Annotated in this window: 21 protein-coding genes and 3 pseudogenes; 19 read left to right on the forward strand and 5 right to left on the reverse strand. The window is 60.0% G+C overall.

The features are described from left to right. Positions 1-203 precede the first annotated feature (203 nt). Both C1719_RS04810 and C1719_RS04815 read left to right on the forward strand, forming a co-directional pair. The gene (locus C1719_RS04810; RefSeq protein WP_245874570.1) at positions 204-1,052 is read left to right on the forward strand and encodes an Abi family protein; all 849 of its coding nucleotides are present in this window, start codon (positions 204-206) and stop codon (positions 1,050-1,052) included. A 124-nt stretch (positions 1,053-1,176) separates the two neighbouring features. Further along, positions 1,177-1,485 (forward strand): TfoX/Sxy family protein, encoded by a 309-nt coding sequence (locus C1719_RS04815; RefSeq protein ID WP_102374103.1) that lies wholly within the window; start codon positions 1,177-1,179, stop codon positions 1,483-1,485. A gap of 118 nt (positions 1,486-1,603) precedes the next feature. Here C1719_RS04815 and C1719_RS04820 read toward each other — a convergent pair whose 3' ends face one another. The 3 genes from C1719_RS04820 to C1719_RS15835 form a co-directional block, all read right to left on the reverse strand. Next, positions 1,604-1,858, reverse strand: coding sequence for an AAA family ATPase (locus tag C1719_RS04820; RefSeq protein WP_180963480.1), 255 nt, complete (start codon positions 1,856-1,858; stop codon positions 1,604-1,606). Positions 1,859-2,033: 175 nt separating this feature from the next. Further along, complete coding sequence (locus C1719_RS04825) at positions 2,034-2,669, reverse strand: GyrI-like domain-containing protein (RefSeq protein WP_102374104.1); 636 nt, start codon at positions 2,667-2,669, stop codon at positions 2,034-2,036. Between the two features lie 565 nt (positions 2,670-3,234). Beyond that, the gene (locus C1719_RS15835) at positions 3,235-3,609 is read right to left on the reverse strand and encodes a hypothetical protein (RefSeq protein ID WP_219717800.1); all 375 of its coding nucleotides are present in this window, start codon (positions 3,607-3,609) and stop codon (positions 3,235-3,237) included. Between the two features lie 573 nt (positions 3,610-4,182). Here C1719_RS15835 and C1719_RS04835 point away from each other — a divergent pair. After that, a complete protein-coding gene (locus C1719_RS04835) occupies positions 4,183-4,440 on the forward strand; it encodes a hypothetical protein (protein ID WP_102374106.1) in 258 nt (85 codons plus the stop codon). A gap of 336 nt (positions 4,441-4,776) precedes the next feature. Here C1719_RS04835 and C1719_RS04845 read toward each other — a convergent pair whose 3' ends face one another. Further along, entirely contained in the window at positions 4,777-5,085 is a 309-nt protein-coding gene (locus tag C1719_RS04845; RefSeq protein WP_245874367.1) for a winged helix-turn-helix transcriptional regulator, read from the reverse strand. Positions 5,086-5,215: 130 nt separating this feature from the next. Here C1719_RS04845 and C1719_RS15840 point away from each other — a divergent pair, with 130 nt between their 5' ends. Then, complete coding sequence (locus tag C1719_RS15840) at positions 5,216-5,605, forward strand: hypothetical protein (RefSeq protein ID WP_219717802.1); 390 nt, start codon at positions 5,216-5,218, stop codon at positions 5,603-5,605. Beyond that, on the forward strand, positions 5,577-6,146 hold the full coding sequence (locus tag C1719_RS15845) for a radical SAM protein (protein ID WP_219717804.1): 570 nt from the start codon (positions 5,577-5,579) through the stop codon (positions 6,144-6,146). Before C1719_RS15840 ends, C1719_RS15845 begins: the two co-directional genes overlap by 29 nt. Positions 6,147-6,661: 515 nt before the next feature. On the opposite strand, the gene C1719_RS04860 is transcribed toward C1719_RS15845, so the two are convergent. Continuing rightward, positions 6,662-6,880: a hypothetical protein gene (locus tag C1719_RS04860; protein ID WP_003828964.1), complete on the reverse strand. Its 219-nt coding sequence runs from the start codon at positions 6,878-6,880 to the stop codon at positions 6,662-6,664. A gap of 171 nt (positions 6,881-7,051) precedes the next feature. Here C1719_RS04860 and C1719_RS04865 point away from each other — a divergent pair, with 171 nt between their 5' ends. The 14 genes and pseudogenes from C1719_RS04865 to C1719_RS04950 all read left to right on the forward strand — a co-directional run. Continuing rightward, complete coding sequence (locus C1719_RS04865; RefSeq protein WP_097770648.1) at positions 7,052-7,294, forward strand: AbrB/MazE/SpoVT family DNA-binding domain-containing protein; 243 nt, start codon at positions 7,052-7,054, stop codon at positions 7,292-7,294. Continuing rightward, positions 7,275-7,889, forward strand: a complete 615-nt coding sequence (locus C1719_RS04870) for an L-2-amino-thiazoline-4-carboxylic acid hydrolase (protein WP_219717807.1) — start codon at positions 7,275-7,277, stop codon at positions 7,887-7,889. The genes C1719_RS04865 and C1719_RS04870 overlap by 20 nt, the downstream gene beginning before the upstream one ends. 273 nt (positions 7,890-8,162) lie before the next feature. Continuing rightward, positions 8,163-8,579, forward strand: coding sequence for a hypothetical protein (locus C1719_RS04875; RefSeq protein ID WP_180963481.1), 417 nt, complete (start codon positions 8,163-8,165; stop codon positions 8,577-8,579). 548 nt (positions 8,580-9,127) lie between these two features. Further along, on the forward strand, positions 9,128-9,583 hold the full coding sequence (gene tnpA / locus C1719_RS04880; protein WP_102374111.1) for an IS200/IS605 family transposase: 456 nt from the start codon (positions 9,128-9,130) through the stop codon (positions 9,581-9,583). A gap of 349 nt (positions 9,584-9,932) precedes the next feature. Beyond that, on the forward strand, positions 9,933-10,151 hold the full coding sequence (locus tag C1719_RS04885; protein ID WP_102374112.1) for a helix-turn-helix domain-containing protein: 219 nt from the start codon (positions 9,933-9,935) through the stop codon (positions 10,149-10,151). A 78-nt stretch (positions 10,152-10,229) separates the two neighbouring features. Continuing rightward, positions 10,230-10,478: a MerR family transcriptional regulator gene (locus C1719_RS04895; RefSeq protein WP_102374113.1), complete on the forward strand. Its 249-nt coding sequence runs from the start codon at positions 10,230-10,232 to the stop codon at positions 10,476-10,478. A gap of 439 nt (positions 10,479-10,917) precedes the next feature. Beyond that, positions 10,918-11,433 carry a hypothetical protein gene (locus C1719_RS04905; protein ID WP_102374114.1) on the forward strand — a complete coding sequence of 172 codons (516 nt, stop codon included), beginning with the start codon at positions 10,918-10,920 and terminating at the stop codon, positions 11,431-11,433. A gap of 968 nt (positions 11,434-12,401) precedes the next feature. Continuing rightward, the gene (locus C1719_RS04920) at positions 12,402-12,593 is read left to right on the forward strand and encodes a hypothetical protein (protein WP_245874370.1); all 192 of its coding nucleotides are present in this window, start codon (positions 12,402-12,404) and stop codon (positions 12,591-12,593) included. Positions 12,594-12,605: 12 nt separating this feature from the next. After that, positions 12,606-12,827, forward strand: a pseudogene (locus C1719_RS16180) (PrgI family protein); the annotation flags it as partial. Positions 12,828-12,888: 61 nt separating this feature from the next. After that, positions 12,889-13,290: pseudogene (locus tag C1719_RS16000) on the forward strand (type IV secretory system conjugative DNA transfer family protein); the annotation flags it as partial. A gap of 115 nt (positions 13,291-13,405) precedes the next feature. Next, positions 13,406-13,849, forward strand: a pseudogene (locus tag C1719_RS04935) (ATP-binding protein); the annotation flags it as partial. Positions 13,850-13,852: 3 nt separating this feature from the next. Beyond that, positions 13,853-14,596, forward strand: coding sequence for a VirD4-like conjugal transfer protein, CD1115 family (locus C1719_RS04940; protein WP_219717809.1), 744 nt, complete (start codon positions 13,853-13,855; stop codon positions 14,594-14,596). An 84-nt stretch (positions 14,597-14,680) separates the two neighbouring features. Beyond that, the gene (locus tag C1719_RS04945; RefSeq protein WP_006234636.1) at positions 14,681-14,896 is read left to right on the forward strand and encodes a hypothetical protein; all 216 of its coding nucleotides are present in this window, start codon (positions 14,681-14,683) and stop codon (positions 14,894-14,896) included. A 12-nt stretch (positions 14,897-14,908) separates the two neighbouring features. Continuing rightward, positions 14,909-15,254: PrgI family protein (locus C1719_RS04950; protein ID WP_102374117.1), on the forward strand; the 346-nt coding region annotated here is incomplete at its 3' end.

Raw genomic sequence — 15,254 nt, forward strand, 5'->3', positions numbered from 1 at the left:
TGCTCATGAGTCGACGATGAGGCCTCCACCGAATGTCGAGAACATGCTGGTAAAATAGGCAATACTTTTTATGACAGGAGAACGAGCATGGCCGAACCCTACACGATAGGAAGCCGATCCTCACGATCGAGCAGCAGATAGAGCACCTCAAGCAGAAGGGCGTAGCCTTCGAGCTGTGTTCCGAGGAAGAGGCCACGGACTACCTGCGCGACAAGTGCAACTTCTTCAAGCTCGCATCCTACCGCAAACTCTTCTCGAAATACGAGGGAGGCCCGCGCGACGGCCGCTACGTAGACCTCGACTTCGGCCAGCTGCGCCTGCTCGCGGCGCTCGACCAGGAGCTACGCCACGCCCTGCTCGGCATGACGCTCGACATCGAGCACTTCCAGAAGGTGACACTGCTTCGCGAGATGGAGGACCGCGGAGAGGACGGCTACGCCATCGTGGCCGACTACATGGCATCGCTTACCACTGCAAACAGGGAGTACCGCCTGCGCGAGCTCAAGATGAGCGGCCGCAGCCCCTACAGCTCGAGCCTCTACGCGAAGTACTCCGGCGACATGCCTGCCTGGGCCTTCCTTGAGCTCACCTCGTTCGGCACCCTCATCGACTTCGTGCGCTTCTGCGCCAGGCGATGGGGCGACAGGCGCCTCGAGGCCTCCCACTACGACCTCAAGCGCGTGAAGTCCGTCCGCAACTGCGCCGCGCACGGCTCGTGCCTGATCAACTGCTTCGCCGAGAGGGGCGCCGCCCGGGGCTCGGCGTCCAGCGGCGTCTCCCGAAGGGTCGCCGCCGTGGGAATTCCCAAGGCGACCAGGAGGAAGTGGATGGGGAATACGGCCATGCAGGAGGTCGCGACCGTGCTCGTGGCGCACTCCGGCTTGGTACCCGAGGGCTCCTCGCGCTCGCGCGCCGCATCCGAGCTCGCCGAGATGTTCGCCAGGGCCGACGGCGAAACCGAGGCGCTGCCCGACAAGGGGCCCGACGCCGCAGCTCGCTCCGCGCTCGAGTTTCTTCGCAGGTTGACAGAATCGCTCGGGTTGGTAGAATAGCCTGCAGATAGCAAAACCTTCACGGTTTTAGGGGCGGACTTGCGCAAGCGACTCTGCCCTATTTTTATATTCACTCGCTGTAGGAGACGGGTGATACCTGGGTCAATTAAGGGAGGGGCATCGCATGGCGTCAAGCGCAGAATACCTGGAATACGTCCTCGACCTGCTGGCCGACGTGCCGGAGGTCTCGCATCGGAAGATGATGGGCGAGTATCTGCTCTATGCGTCGGGCAAGCTCTTCGGCGGCGTCTACGACGACCGCTTTCTGGTGAAGAGCACGGAGTCCTCGCGCGCGCTGCTCTCGGTGCCCGCCGTGCCCTACGAGGGCGCTGCGGAGATGCTGCTCGTGGACGTGGAGGACAAAGCCGCCGTGCGCACCATCGTGGAGGGCGTGCTTCAGGAGCTGCCCGAGCCGAGGAAGCGCCGGGCGTAGATTCCCGCGGGTCTGCATATCGTCGCCGGCATCAATCACCCGTGCCTGCTCATATGGCGATTGCGCCATCACCACGCTTAGAAACCGAAGCTCTCCTAGGACTCCTCCAGGAGACCTCCTAGGAAGTCTTCGGGTACCCTACGCGGCAGTTATGGCGCTTACCGTGGTACTCGAGCAACGGCTCGTTGTCGAGATCCAGCAGGTCAATGTAGATGTTGTTGGCGGACGGATCCTTCTGAGCAACAGAGGCGGAGAACGCCTTCATAAGCTCGGACTTGCCGGAGCGGCGCATCCCCGTGATCACTTTGATGTTTCGGGTGCCTTCGAGTGCCCAAAGCCGCTCCATGTATGCATTGCGGTCTACCCAAGTCATCATTCGCTCCTTCTCGGTTTCGAAACTCTAATTATTTGAAAGTTTCGAAACCGAGAAGGCAATATGCCCACGGTCCGCGCAAGTTTTCGCTGGGAGGCTGGGCAGCCTGCCCGATTAACATGGACCGGCAATTGCTAAACCCCAAAAGCCGGAGCGCGCGGCGCCGCTCGTTTCGCTACATCGCCTTGATGGGATGGCGGATCACGGTCTTGAGCTTCTCCGGCGCGCACTTGCGTGGGTCGGAGAGGTAGATCTCGTGATGGAGGCGGGATTCGGAGAAGTCGGGGGCGTAGCCCTGCTCCGCCGCGAATGCGCGCATGGCGTCTATGGTTGCCGGTTCGCCGTCGTAGGGCCCGGTGTGCATGCATTGAACGCAAAGGCCCTCGTCAACCCTCAGCAGCTCAACCGCCGAGAAGTCCAGCTTCTTTTTGGCGGCGGCTTCCGAAACGGCCCAGTCGAAATCCTCGCGAGTGACGAAATCGGGCAGGCGGATGCATGAGATGAAGCTGAAGTCGTCCTTCCGCGCATAATCAATCTCGCCATCGGCGCGGTCTTGCCACCAGAAGCCCTCGAGCGGCGGCACGACGAAGTCGAAATAGCCTTCAATTTCCCGCGGGCCCTTCTTCGACATCTTGATGGCATAGGCGACGCCGTAGAGCAGCGGCAACGCGTTCTGGCACTCGCCGCCCTCGGCATTGGGATCGCCCTTGCCCCGCACGGCGACGTAGCTCATGGGCGGAACGGTTACGACATTCGGCTTGCTCGACGGCTTGTAGAGCTCCCTGAACTCCTTCTTGAAATCGTATGTCATCGCAACAGCCCTCCATGAGCTTAGGTTTTCGCCGATATCAGTTCAAATATAGCAATGGGCGGGGCTTCGAAGGAAACCGCGCCCATTGGCAGTCATTATAACACAGAATCGAACGTCTGTTCTATTCCCACTCTTTCACGCTCTTTTGACGCGGCGCCATTCCAATTGGGTCTAGTTTGGTTGTCGGTTTTGTCCACCTTGCCGTCGAATCCCTCCGCGTGTCCTCGCGTAGGCGTTTGGGACAAACCCTGGGACAAATTCGCAAACTATTTCGAAACCGCGAGCCCGCAGTTTCATTTTTGTCCCGGGGACAAAAACGGCAAGGCTTTGAGGTCCGAAACCGCTCGAAAGGGATGCCAAAACGGCTGTTTTCCCTCTTTGGCGCCTGTTTAGCGAAGTGAATTGTAGCCTGTGGCTTTATCGTCTTGCGTTCCCGCAGATCAGGAGGGATACGCAAGAGCGATGACTGAAAGAATCGTCGCAGGCGGCTTCGCGCATGCCCCTAATCACGCTTTGGCACTGCTCGATAAGGCTCCTTCGCTTCTCTTCACGAACAGAGGAGCCCTCAGTGGATCGGAGCTCGAAAATCAACGATTCCCCAAGTCAGGTACTCCCATTTCCCTTTCTCCTTATCGAGCTCAGGATACTCGCTCAAAAACCTTTCAACGCCCCTTTCCATGCGCGCAAGCAGGGCAGTTAAGTTGATGCTGATCTTTATGCGGCAGTCGTTCTCAACCCCATCCGACTCTGGTGAGCTGGTGGATCCATATCCGACGACCAGCTGGCTGTCGTTGTCGAAGACCTGTATACCGATCGAATGGAACGGCGAGTATTTTGCGCCCGCGCCGTCAACGACCGAAGATCCGGTATGGAGCACGGCGTTTCGCAGCTGGCAGAAATCGGATGCGGTGAAGTTGTCTTCCCGTATGAGCGCGTTCATCGTTCGCTCGATATGGTCTCGACTTTGCTTGCGAGATCTGTCGATGTCGTCAACCACAGGGGTACTAGGAAACCCGAGATACCTCGTGCACCAATTTCGCTGTCCATCTCTATTACTGGGGTCAATCAGGTTCGCGCAAACATCCGGAATGGTGACCAGAACTGTCAGGCATGAGATTAGCAAACCGGCGTCGAACGCCAAGCGAGCCTCTCCGATAAGATTTCTCGGCGAGCGCTCAATGGTTCGCGGGGCGCCCTGGGGCCCGCCCGCGTCGTTTTCGGTATCAGGAAGCAACAGGTCAAGCTCCGAGTCCATCGGTTGGTCGTTTCTCATCTCATAACGTTTAATTAGGCCGCCGTCGAAAACGTAACGTTCGACTTCGAGAACCGCCTGAAGGCCGCGGAAATCCGATAACGTTCGACTTCGAAAATCCGGCCTCTTCGGACTTTTGTCGTAACCGTTTGCCGACCTTTCCTACACGATTCTATCTGGTTTCGCGCCCCGTTTCCATCTATTCCTAAAGTGGAACGTTGTGTCGGCGCTGGTATTTCAGGGTGAGCGATCGGTGCGAAAATGACGGATGAAGAGCTGCAAGAACGCATCGACGAATGCTGCGCGAATATGGGCTATTATCCCAGGAAAATGAAAGCGGCCGTCAATTCCTTCGCCCGGCATTGCGGAGGGCCCACGGAGATGCTCGCCGCCGACATGAAGGTTGTCGCGGCATGGTCGGCGTCCATGCGCTCGGCGTTGACTCAGAGCACCCTCAACATGTACGCGACGGAATGCAGGCGCTTCTTCGAATACCTAGTGCAAGTGACCAAGTCGTAAACCATTGACTAACCGCACAAATGACAATAGGAAAATGGATTCGACAGAAGAGGACTGTGCCAATCGAGGAAATGCACAACATGCCGACAAAACGAGGAGACGAAACTCCCCGAAACGCCTGCGTTGCTCAGAATCGCGAGGAGTACCGCGCTTGGCTTGCCGACCATCATGATGCTGAATGCGAATGCTATCTTAAAGTTCATTGCGGAAAACCTTCTGACGATAGCATCACCTACCTTGATGCAATGGAAGAGGAGCTTTGCTTCGGATGGAAAGACAGACATTCGAGGTCCTTTCCAGAGGCTGAAATCCCGCACCGCTTCATGAATGCAAAAGCTAAAGCCCCAGTTCCTCTTCGCCCCAGTGCTTCATGGCAAGAAGGATGGGCACGAAGCTCTCGCCTCGCGTGGTCAGCGTGTATTCCACCCGTGGCGGGATCTCGCCGTAATCTATCCGTTCTAGAAAGCCGTTGTCCACCAGCTCCTTGAGCTGCTTAGAGAGCGTCGATTCGGAGATGTTGCCGATGCAGCGCCGAAGCTGCCCGAAATGGCGCACGTCCTTGAGCGCCACATAGAACAGTATCTCGATCTTCCATTTGCCGCCGATCATGCGCTGGATGGTGGAGACGGACTTGCACCTCTCCACTTCAACGCCTTGCCTTCGTACCACTCTTCCCTCCTTGATGCGCTCCATAAAAAGACAGTACTTCAAAGATAGCAGCAATATGCGGATGATTGCATTGAAACATCCCACAAGGCGAAACTAGGAGGCTGATATGCATTACACGGGAACCATCTGGAGGCCGCCCTACGAGGCGGACTCGCTCATCATCGAGGCGACGGCAGGATGCACGCACCGCAAGTGCAAGTTCTGCACGCTCTATGAGGATCTGCCCTTCAAGTTCCGACGGACGCCCTTGGAGACGATGGAGGCAGACTTGCTCGAGGCGCAGACCTGGTTCCACGACCCGCTCCACAAGGCCGAAGAGCACTTGTTCGGGCTTGACGAGACGAACGCGAGCCGCATATTTCTCGCCGGTGCCAATCCGTTCGGCTTGCGCGCATCATCTTCTGGACATTGCCGAGCTTGCCCACCGCTCTTTTCCTCGGCTAAAGAGCATAGGCTGCTTCTCCCGCGTGACCGACGTGACGCAAAAGACCGATGAGGAGCTGGCCGCACTTGCACAGGCGGGCTTCGACGGCTTGACGATAGGCATCGAGACGGGGGACGACGAGGCGCTAGCGTTCATGGATAAAGGCTACGAATCGAAAGACATCGTCGAGCAATGCGCACGGCTTGATGCGGCAGGCATCGGCTATGCGTTCTTCTACCTTGCGGGCATAAGCGGCAAGGGACGCGGCATCGTGGGCGCAAGAGCCACAGCCGAAGTCTGCAACCAAACACATCCTTGGCTCATAGGTGCGAACATGCTCACCATCTACAAAAGCTCGGAACTCTATCGCGAGATAGAGGAAGGACAGTGGGAGGAAGAGACGGAGGTGGAGAAATATGAGGAGATCCGCGAGCTGGTGCGCCTCCTCGATATCCCGGCCGAGTTCGCCATGCTCGGGGCGTCGAACCCGGTGATGCTACGCGGAAGCCTGCCTTATCACCGCAAACAGATTATAGATGCCATCGATTCCGTCATCAGCAACATAGGCGAGGAGCGCCTGCGCAGCTACCGGACCAATCTTCGGCACTTGTGAAGCATCGGCCTGCTATGCCTATTCCCAGTGACCGCCGATGACTTTGGTCTCCCAGCGTCCTTCCTCCGGATGGCTCACCGTGTTGTAGCCGGTTGTGGTTCACCTCACTTCGCTGTGATACCCCGAGACTTCACCAGCTTTCATGTGAGCCTTGCCATGCGCGGCGGTGCGCAGGTAGGTGATGTCGCCGACGGGCTTGTAGGTGGGGACGGGGCTGGTGAAGTCGCGCCGCACCAGGTCGGCCCGCGCTGGGCGGGAGCCGGCGCACGCGGACCGGGAAAAACCGAATAGTAGAGGAGAACGAGAAAGCCCGGGCATCGCGACCCGGGTTTTTCAAACTCCTCAACCGCCGACGACGACTCGAAGGCGGTCCTATCCATTCTCATAGTCGAACGTTATCTGCCCGACTCCCGTTATCAAAGTGGAACGGAATCGGGTCGTTTCAATCCAGCATTAGATGTCTCCTCGATGCCCCTAGATAACGTTACAAGTTGCGATTCGACGGAGTCCATCGGTTAACCCTCGATCTCTATACTCTCGCCACCATCGTTCGGAACCAGCTTCACAGAGTAATTGAGCTGCGCCGCCGTTTGGCATAAGGTCTCCACCTTCATAGTCTTCGACTTTAGGCGCTGGTCTAGCGCCTGCGGGGTGAGACCGAGGTCGATGGCAAGGGAGCGTTGGGAACGGCCTTGTTCCTCGAGTATCGACTTGATGGCGTCTGCGGATCTCATAGCTGCAACATCCCCTGGTAGAATGCTCATGTGCCATAAAGTAACACCACAATATGAAAGACGGCTATCCCCATTATTCCGTAATCAGTAAAGGCGATTTGACAGTTTTCTTGAAGTGGTGCATACTTTTCATGCAAGTATGAAAAGTATGCATTAGAGAGATGCTGCACAATGTCCATGCCAAAAGGAAAGCACATATTTGGAACTGTTAAGGTTGGGGAGCGCGGACAAATTGTCATTCCCAAAGAAGCGCGAGAAATATTTGACATAAATCCCGGAGACACGCTACTCGTTTTAGGCGATGAGGAACAAGGAATAGCTGTAGTCAAAGCTGATGTAATGAAAGAGGTTGCTGTAAAGATTTTGAAAGGTTTAGGCCACTTCAAGGGAGGAAATGATGATGAAACTAAATGAAACTACGCTTCCCTTTTTAGAAGTGGATTGTATTCAACAGTTTGGGCAAGAAAAAGAAAAGCTGATTTTTGAGCAAGCAGAAAAAATTTATCAAGAACTTCTGAATAACGCCGACTATCGCAATAACGCCGCAATTCAAAATCATTTGCAATTAAAGCTATTTCCAACGTTGGCTTATTACAAGGCACTTCGAGGAGAGGGTATAAACCAAAATGAAGCGTTAGAATATGTTAGAAACGAAACCCATAAAGCCGCAAACGTTCAAAAAGAAGAAATGAAAAAGTTAGGAAGTATGCCTTTTGCATATACCATCTATCGGTTAGGTGTAAAAAAGCATATGCGAAAAAATTTTCCCGATGACGGTTGGACAACGGAATGGGTTAAATGTAATGGCAAAGAGATACACTTCAATTTGCATAATTGCATTTATTGGGAACTAACAAAAATGTATGATTGTCCAGAGTTATGTTGTGTGTATTGTGAAAATGATGATATTTCTTTTTCAGGTTTATTACCCAAAATTCGTTTTGAACGAACTGGCACATTAGGAAATGGTTCGCCATATTGCGATTTTCATTTTCTAAAAGTGAGGTAAGATCGACGCATATCAAAAGGAGATCGAAGAGCTCGACCTGGAGATTCGCGAACTCCAAAATCAATTCAATAAGCTTGCGGATTCCAGGGAAATAACCCTGGAGGATATTTTGCTGCACGTCAGGACTATGCCGACCTTGAAGCAATTGATCGAGAGATAACCAATATCTCGGACCAAATCGACGGTATCGACGAACAGCTCAAAGATGCAAAAACAATTGATAAAGAGCTTAGCGAGGACAGAGCGGCTTTCAATGCGGCCGTGCTAGCCACTATGAAGGATGTGCGCCGCACAATTAATGAAAGTGATTCCGTCGAAGATTACGCGGACCTTTTTACTACCAACAACAGTCCCTATATTGGAAGCGAAGCTACCGAGTTCTTTCTCGCAAAAACCTATTCACTTGCCAAGCACATACATCACGGTTTACCTATTGTTATTGACTCTTTTCGCGCCGAAGAACTATCGACGGGAAGGGAGGAGCGTGTGCTCCCCCTGTTTATCGATCTCCCTAATCAGGTTATTTTCAGTGCTACCTTGAAGGGTGAGGAAGTTGGAAAATATCGCGGGCGTGAAGGAATTAATAATATTGAATATATAGGATATATGCAAAAGAAGCTTCTCACCAATCGCGATAACGAGAGATTCTTGTCGAAAGTCGCTGATTTCGGCATCAAGTTCAATGGGTAGGCTCTATTTGGCGCAAAGATCGTCCTGCATTGGCCTGCATTCGCCTGTATTCACATGAATGCAGGACATCGTTGAAACGCTGATTGATTTACCCACAACTGCTTAGGCTGGTGGCGCAAAACCAGTTTCACCGCCCACCCATCCCTTTGCAGCATAATCATCCTATTAGCCACATTATGTCTCAACGCATGGGTACCATTTACCCGGGTGCACCTGGGGCAACGGGCCGGCAGGCCCGCGCAAGGTCGCTCGCAGAACACGCAACAGCAAACACGACAGAAGAGGCGAACGACAGATGCCGGACCCCGGACGACAGCACCGCGGAAGAGAGGCATTCCAACCACAACCGAACAACTCCAGCCACTAGGCAGGCGCCCGCATGGGCGCCTTTTACTTAATGACTTCAGTCTGGCGCGCGCGTAGCCGCGCCGAGTAAACCGCCCGCTATGCGGGCGGACGACAACCTGCTTTACAAAACCACCCTCCCGCCGGATATTGACGATTGTTCAGGCCGTCAAGAATCCGAGAAGGAAGGGTGGTGTTCGGCTATGGCCAACAAAGCCTACAGCCTTTCGCACACGAAGTGGATGTGCAAGTACCACATCGTGTTCACGCCGAAGTATAGGCGAAAGGCCATCTACGGCCAAATCAGGTCCGACATAGGGGAGATCCTGAGGAGGCTCTGCGTGTACAAGGGCGTCGAGATAATAGAGGGGCACCTCATGCCCGACCATGTGCACATGCTGCTGGCGATACCGCCGAAGTACAGCGTGTCGAGCGTGATGGGCTACCTGAAGGGCAAGAGCTCGCTCATGATCTTCGACAAGCACGCCAACCTGAAGTACAAGTTCGGCAACAGGAGGTTCTGGGCGGAGGGCTGCTACGTCTCCACCGTCGGGCTCAACGAGGCGGCCATCGCGAAGTACATCAGGGAGCAGGAGGCCGCCGACATCGCGCTGGACAAGCTGAGCGTCAAGGAGTACTCCGACCCGTTCAAGAAGTAGCCGGGGCCCGCCGGTTCGACCGGCTCGCCACGGGTCAAGGGCAATAGGGCCTGAACAGCGTGAAGGCCGGCGTCTTTAGGCGCGCGCCGGCCTTCCACGGGTTATGCCCTAAGAGCAAACCACCCGCTATGCGGGTGGCCCTGATTTTTCAAGGACTTAGCCGCGAGCTAAGGCATGCGGCTCATGGCCGTTTCGTGAAGGCCCGACCAGCTCGACCCACCTCGACCCGTCTCCGCTCGCGCCGTGCCCACCAATCGCCATCAGGCGGTTCAATCGTCGCGCAGACGAAAAGGGACACGGTGCCGTGCGGTGTGCTCGCGCGGTGCCGCACGGGAAGATTGGAGGAACCATGGCACGCACAGCCGAATGCGCCGCGCCCGAGGGCAACCAAGATCGCGGCGAATGGATGACGGTAATCGAGATGCAGGAGTACATGAGGGCAAGCCGAAACAAGGCATACGACCTCATCTGGTCGGGAGAGGTCGACTCGTACAGGCTCGGCAGGAAGCTCCTGGTGTCGAGGGCGTCAGTGGACGCCTACATCGAGTCGAGGAGCGGCAGGAAATGACGGCGGCGACCGCCCCGGGAGCCGACCGCGGCCGGGCATGCGAGAAAGCCTCGAGACGAAAGGAGCTCGAGGACGACCATGACCAAGAGCATTAGCAGGAGCCAGGTGAGGCTCATCGCATCGACCAACGCGATATTCGGCGCCGACGAGGCGTGCGCGATGCTGCGCATCAGCCGCGACGCAATGTACCGGCTCGCCAAGGACCCCGACGACCCGTTCCCGATCCGCTACATCGGCGGCAAGACGCGCGACGGCATCGTGCTGCACGACGAGCTCGTCGCATGGGGCGAGCGAAACAGCGTCGTCGGCTCACCCCGAAGGGGCTAGCGCCGATGGCGGCCGCAGGCCCGAGGGGGCGCGACGGCCCCTCCCCGCGCGAGTTCACGGCGGTACGGCACTTCATGATGGCGGACCTGGGCCTCTCCGGCCTTCCCCTGCTCGTCTACGCGCGCATCTTCGGCTTCTGCGACGCCGGGTGCGACTACTTCGAGAGCAAGGGCGGCCTGGCCCGCTTCCTCAGCGTGCAGGAGCGCAGCGCCCACCGCGCCATCCGCGACCTGCTCGACCGGGGCCTCATCGAGGAATGCGGCGTGCACGCCCCGGCGCGCGGGCACGCCACCAAGCGGTACCGCATCGTGCGCGAGAGGCTGCCGCCCGGAGCGCTGGCAACCCCTGACGATTCGTCAGGGTTCCCGGCGCGAAAGGGTGACGAAATGACAGGGTTCGCCGCGAANGTCGTCGGCTCACCCAGAAGGGGCTAGCGCCGATGGCGGCCGCAGGCCCGAGGGGGCGCGACGGCCCCTCCCCGCGCGAGTTCACGGCGGTACGGCACTTCATGATGGCGGACCTGGGCCTCTCCGGCCTTCCCCTGCTCGTCTACGCGCGCATCTTCGGCTTCTGCGACGCCGGGTGCGACTACTTCGAGAGCAAGGGCGGCCTGGCCCGCTTCCTCAGCGTGCAGGAGCGCAGCGCCCACCGCGCCATCCGCGACCTGCTCGACCGGGGCCTCATCGAGGAATGCGGCGTGCACGCCCCGGCGCGCGGGCACGCCACCAAGCGGTACCGCATCGTGCGCGAGAGGCTGCCGCCCGGAGCGCTGGCAACCCCTGACGATTCGTCAGGGTTCCCGGCGCGAAAGGGTGACGAAATGACAGGGTTCGCCGCGAACAAGGGTGACGAACCGTCAGGGTTCGCAGCCCGAACCCCTGACGAGATGTCAGGCAAACCCCTGACGATATGCCACCCAATATCAAAAAGGGATAACGAAGACTTCAGAAGATAAGGAAGGGGCGCCCGATGGACCGAGCGGGACTCATCACCCTGGAGCAGGCCCGGGCGGCCGGGCTCTCCTTCGACGAGCCGGAGCCGAGGACGTGCCCGCACTGCGGCGCCGCCCNGGCACCGTGTTCAGCGTGCTCGACGCGCGCTACGAGGACATGCGCCCGACCATCGTCACGTCGAACTACGCGCCGGGCGCGCTGGCGGACAGGCTCGCAAGGCGCGGCGAGCGCGTAACGGCAGAGGCGATCGCGAGCAGAATCTCCCAGACCTGCAGGCCCGTCTACCTCGGCGGAAGGGACAGGCGCCGGCGCGGCTAGCTTGTGCGCTTCCCGTGGAGGCGCGGACGGCTCGACCCAGCTCGACCCATCGCGGGCGGCCCCGGTCGCCGCCGCAATCGAAATCGCTATACACGTCTTGGGCGGCGCCGGCGCGCCAGCACGCACGCCTGCTCCGACTCGCACCGTGCCCCCATCGCGAGGACGCCGCCCGCCAAGCAACAAACGAAAGGCGGAGGGCCCATGGACGGCTTCGAAAGGATAACCGGCCGCGAGCACGAAGAGCTCGTGGAGAAGTGCCAGGAGAACGGCTGGCTCAAGGTCGGCGGCTTCGACTGGCAGGACGACCCGTTCCTCGAGGGGTACCCCTACGAGTTCTCCCGCACGGACAGCGTTGACAGGCTCCGCGAGGCGCTCGGCTCGGGCAACTGGGCCATACGCCAGGGGTTCTGCTACCGCGACCTCGCGTTCATCCAGCAGGTGAACGGCGGCGACGAGTGGTGGACGCTCAAGCGCGACGGCGACGCGTGGACCGGCTTCGAGAGCTGGAGCTTCGGTGCCATCGCCCAGGAGCCCGAGAGGTTCGAGCGCGCCATGCGCGACATGTGCGAGGCGACGCCGGAGCAGTGCCGCAGCGGCGAGTGGGCCCATCTGCACGAGAAGGCTCCCGAGCCGCTGGCGCAGCNTCAAGCTCGTGTCGGGCTGCGTGACCTTCCTCGGCGGCTTCCTGGTCGTGTGGGGAGCGGTCTCGCTCGGCCTGGCCATCAGGGAGCAGCAGGGCGGCCCGCAGATCGCGACCGCCATATCCACCATCGCCGGCGGCGCGATCATCATCGCCGCGTCGGTCTACTTCGGGCAGCTGGACACGTCCTGGCTGCCGGCATAGGGGGCGTCGCGGATGGCGCTCCGGATACCGGTGCAGAAGGACATCGGGGAGTACGAGGAGAAGATCGTCGGGAAGATGAGCCTGCGCACGCTCGCATGCGTGTCGCTCGGCTTCGGCAACGCGGTCGGGGCGGCTGCCTTCGTCCACCTGGGCCTGCACGCAGACGTCGCGGACGCGGCCTTCCCGATCATGCTCTGCAGCATGCCGTTCTGGCTCGCCGGGTTCNGACAACGCGCGCATCCGCCTCGTGAGCCGCAGGTTCGACCTCTCCACCGACACCAACGACAACGTGCTCGTGGTTGGAGGACCCGGCACCGGCAAGACGCGCTACTACGTCAAGCCGAACCTCCTGCAGGCCAACGCCAGCTTCTTCGTGACCGACCCGAAGGGCACGCTCATCCGCGAGATGGGCGGCGCGCTGGCGGAGCTCGGCTACGAGATCCGCGCGTTCGACACCATCGACTTCACGCGCTCCATGCGCTTCAACCCCATAGCCTACATACGCGACGAGGCGGGCGTCATCCGCTTCGCCCGCGGCATCGTCGCCAACACCGAGGGCGAGGCCGACCACAAGGGCGACCCCTACTGGGAGAAGGCCGAGCGCCTGGTCTACACCGCGCTCACGGCCTACCTCGTCATGCACTGCGAGCCCGCCGACCGAAACCTCGACGGGCTGCTCACGCTGCTCTCGCTCGCCGACGCACGCGACGACCCGGGCTACATGAGCCCGCTCGACATGGTGTTCCGCGAGCTGGAGACCGGCGAGCGCTACGTCAGGCGCGAGGGCGCCTCGGCGGAGGGCGGATCGCTNGGGCGCCGGGCTCTACATACACGGGGGCGTCGGCGCCGGCAAGACGCACGCCGCCTCCGCTATGGCCAGGCTGTTCGCCGAGGCCGGCTACGACGTCGCCTTCACGACGGCCAAGGGCATGCTCGAGCGCGTGAAGGCCACGTTCGACGAGGGCGGCACCGAGGCCGCCGTCGCGCGGTACGCCAAGTGCGACGTCCTCGTGCTCGACGACCTCGGCAAGGAGGACGCGACGGAATGGTCCGTCGGCACCGTGTTCAGCGTGCTCGACGCGCGCTACGAGGACATGCGCCCGACCATCGTCACGTCGAACTACGCGCCGGGCGCGCTGGCGGACAGGCTCGCAAGGCGCGGCGAGCGCGTAACGGCAGAGGCGATCGCGAGCAGAATCTCCCAGACCTGCAGGCCCGTCTACCTCGGCGGAAGGGACAGGCGCCGGCGCGGCTAGCTTGTGCGCTTCCCGTGGAGGCGCGGACGGCTCGACNTGCGCGACTTCACCTCCAAAGACGAGCTCGACCTCGCCCACATGGGCGACGAGGGCGCCAAGGTCGCGCTCTTCGCGTCTATGAGCGACACCGACTCGACCTTCGACTTCCTGTTCGCCCTGCTCATGGACACGGCCGTGAGCGCGCTTTGCGCCGAGGCGCTCGAGGCGCACGGCGGCTCGCTGCCCACGACGGTGCACTTCGTCTTCGACGAGTTCGCCAACATCGGGCGCATACCCGACTTCGAGCGGACAATCGCCGTCACCCGCAGCAGGAACATCGCCGTCTCGATGATCGCCCAGTCGCTCTCGCAGCTGAAGGAGACCTACGGCGACAACAACGCCGAGACCATCGTGAACGCCTGCGACACGCTGCTCTACCTGGGCGGCAAGGCGAACGAGACCAACGAGGAGATCAGCAAGATGGCCGGCAAGCAGACGGTGGCGAGCGAGACGCAGAGCGACTCGCGGGGCGCCGGCTGGACCCGGACCGTGAACCGCGGCATCTCCGAGCGCGACCTCATACAGCCCGCCGAGGTGGCGCGCATGCCGCGCGAGGACGCGCTCGTGCTCGTGAACGGGTGCATGCCGCTCATGGACCGGAAGTACCGGCTCGAGCGCCACCCGCGCTCGCGCCTGCTCGAGGAGGCCGCCCGCCGCGGCCCGTTCGACTTCGCCGAGTACCGCAGGCGTAAAGAGGGCGACTCGTGACGGGGCCGCGCCGGGCGCGGGCCTCCCCCGCCGCGGGGGAGGAGCAGCAAGGAACATCGTCAACCGAATGCAAAGGAGAGCAGCATGCTCGCAAACGTCATCAAGCTCGTGTCGGGCTGCGTGACCTTCCTCGGCGGCTTCCTGGTCGTGTGGGGAGCGGTCTCGCTCGGCCTGGCCATCAGGGAGCAGCAGGGCGGCCCGCAGATCGCGACCGCCATATCCACCATCGCCGGCGGCGCGATCATCATCGCCGCGTCGGTCTACTTCGGGCAGCTGGACACGTCCTGGCTGCCGGCATAGGGGGCGTCGCGGATGGCGCTCCGGATACCGGTGCAGAAGGACATCGGGGAGTACGAGGAGAAGATCGTCGGGAAGATGAGCCTGCGCACGCTCGCATGCGTGTCGCTCGGCTTCGGCAACGCGGTCGGGGCGGCTGCCTTCGTCCACCTGGGCCTGCACGCAGACGTCGCGGACGCGGCCTTCCCGATCATGCTCTGCAGCATGCCGTTCTGGCTCGCCGGGTTCTGGCGGCCCTTCGGCATGCGCGCCGAGGAGCTGCTGCCTCTCCTGGCGGCACACGAGCTCTCCCCGCAGCTGCTCGCGTACGAGCCCTGCCTCGCCGGGAGCCTTCCCGAGGGCTCGCCGCGCCCGGGCCGCC

It is taken from the genome of Raoultibacter massiliensis (assembly GCF_900199545.1).
In the GTDB taxonomy this organism is placed as follows: domain Bacteria; phylum Actinomycetota; class Coriobacteriia; order Coriobacteriales; family Eggerthellaceae; genus Raoultibacter; species Raoultibacter massiliensis.

Bases quoted from the DNA above. Each gene is read 5' to 3' on its own strand.
- C1719_RS04865 (WP_097770648.1), top strand. From the start codon at position 7,052: ATGTCCATGCCAAAAGGAAAGCACATATTTGGAACTGTTAAGGTTGGG.
- C1719_RS04870 (WP_219717807.1), top strand. From the start codon at position 7,275: ATGATGATGAAACTAAATGAAACTACGCTTCCCTTTTTAGAAGTGGAT.
- tnpA (WP_102374111.1), top strand. From the start codon at position 9,128: ATGGCCAACAAAGCCTACAGCCTTTCGCACACGAAGTGGATGTGCAAG.
- C1719_RS04860 (WP_003828964.1), bottom strand. From the start codon at position 6,880: ATGAGATCCGCAGACGCCATCAAGTCGATACTCGAGGAACAAGGCCGT.
- C1719_RS04885 (WP_102374112.1), top strand. From the start codon at position 9,933: ATGGCACGCACAGCCGAATGCGCCGCGCCCGAGGGCAACCAAGATCGC.
- C1719_RS04905 (WP_102374114.1), top strand. From the start codon at position 10,918: ATGGCGGCCGCAGGCCCGAGGGGGCGCGACGGCCCCTCCCCGCGCGAG.
- C1719_RS15835 (WP_219717800.1), bottom strand. From the start codon at position 3,609: ATGAACGCGCTCATACGGGAAGACAACTTCACCGCATCCGATTTCTGC.
- C1719_RS15840 (WP_219717802.1), top strand. From the start codon at position 5,216: ATGCATTACACGGGAACCATCTGGAGGCCGCCCTACGAGGCGGACTCG.
- C1719_RS04945 (WP_006234636.1), top strand. From the start codon at position 14,681: ATGCTCGCAAACGTCATCAAGCTCGTGTCGGGCTGCGTGACCTTCCTC.
- C1719_RS04875 (WP_180963481.1), top strand. From the start codon at position 8,163: ATGAAGGATGTGCGCCGCACAATTAATGAAAGTGATTCCGTCGAAGAT.
- C1719_RS04820 (WP_180963480.1), bottom strand. From the start codon at position 1,858: ATGACTTGGGTAGACCGCAATGCATACATGGAGCGGCTTTGGGCACTC.
- C1719_RS04895 (WP_102374113.1), top strand. From the start codon at position 10,230: ATGACCAAGAGCATTAGCAGGAGCCAGGTGAGGCTCATCGCATCGACC.
- C1719_RS04835 (WP_102374106.1), top strand. From the start codon at position 4,183: ATGACGGATGAAGAGCTGCAAGAACGCATCGACGAATGCTGCGCGAAT.
- C1719_RS04815 (WP_102374103.1), top strand. From the start codon at position 1,177: ATGGCGTCAAGCGCAGAATACCTGGAATACGTCCTCGACCTGCTGGCC.
- C1719_RS04825 (WP_102374104.1), bottom strand. From the start codon at position 2,669: ATGACATACGATTTCAAGAAGGAGTTCAGGGAGCTCTACAAGCCGTCG.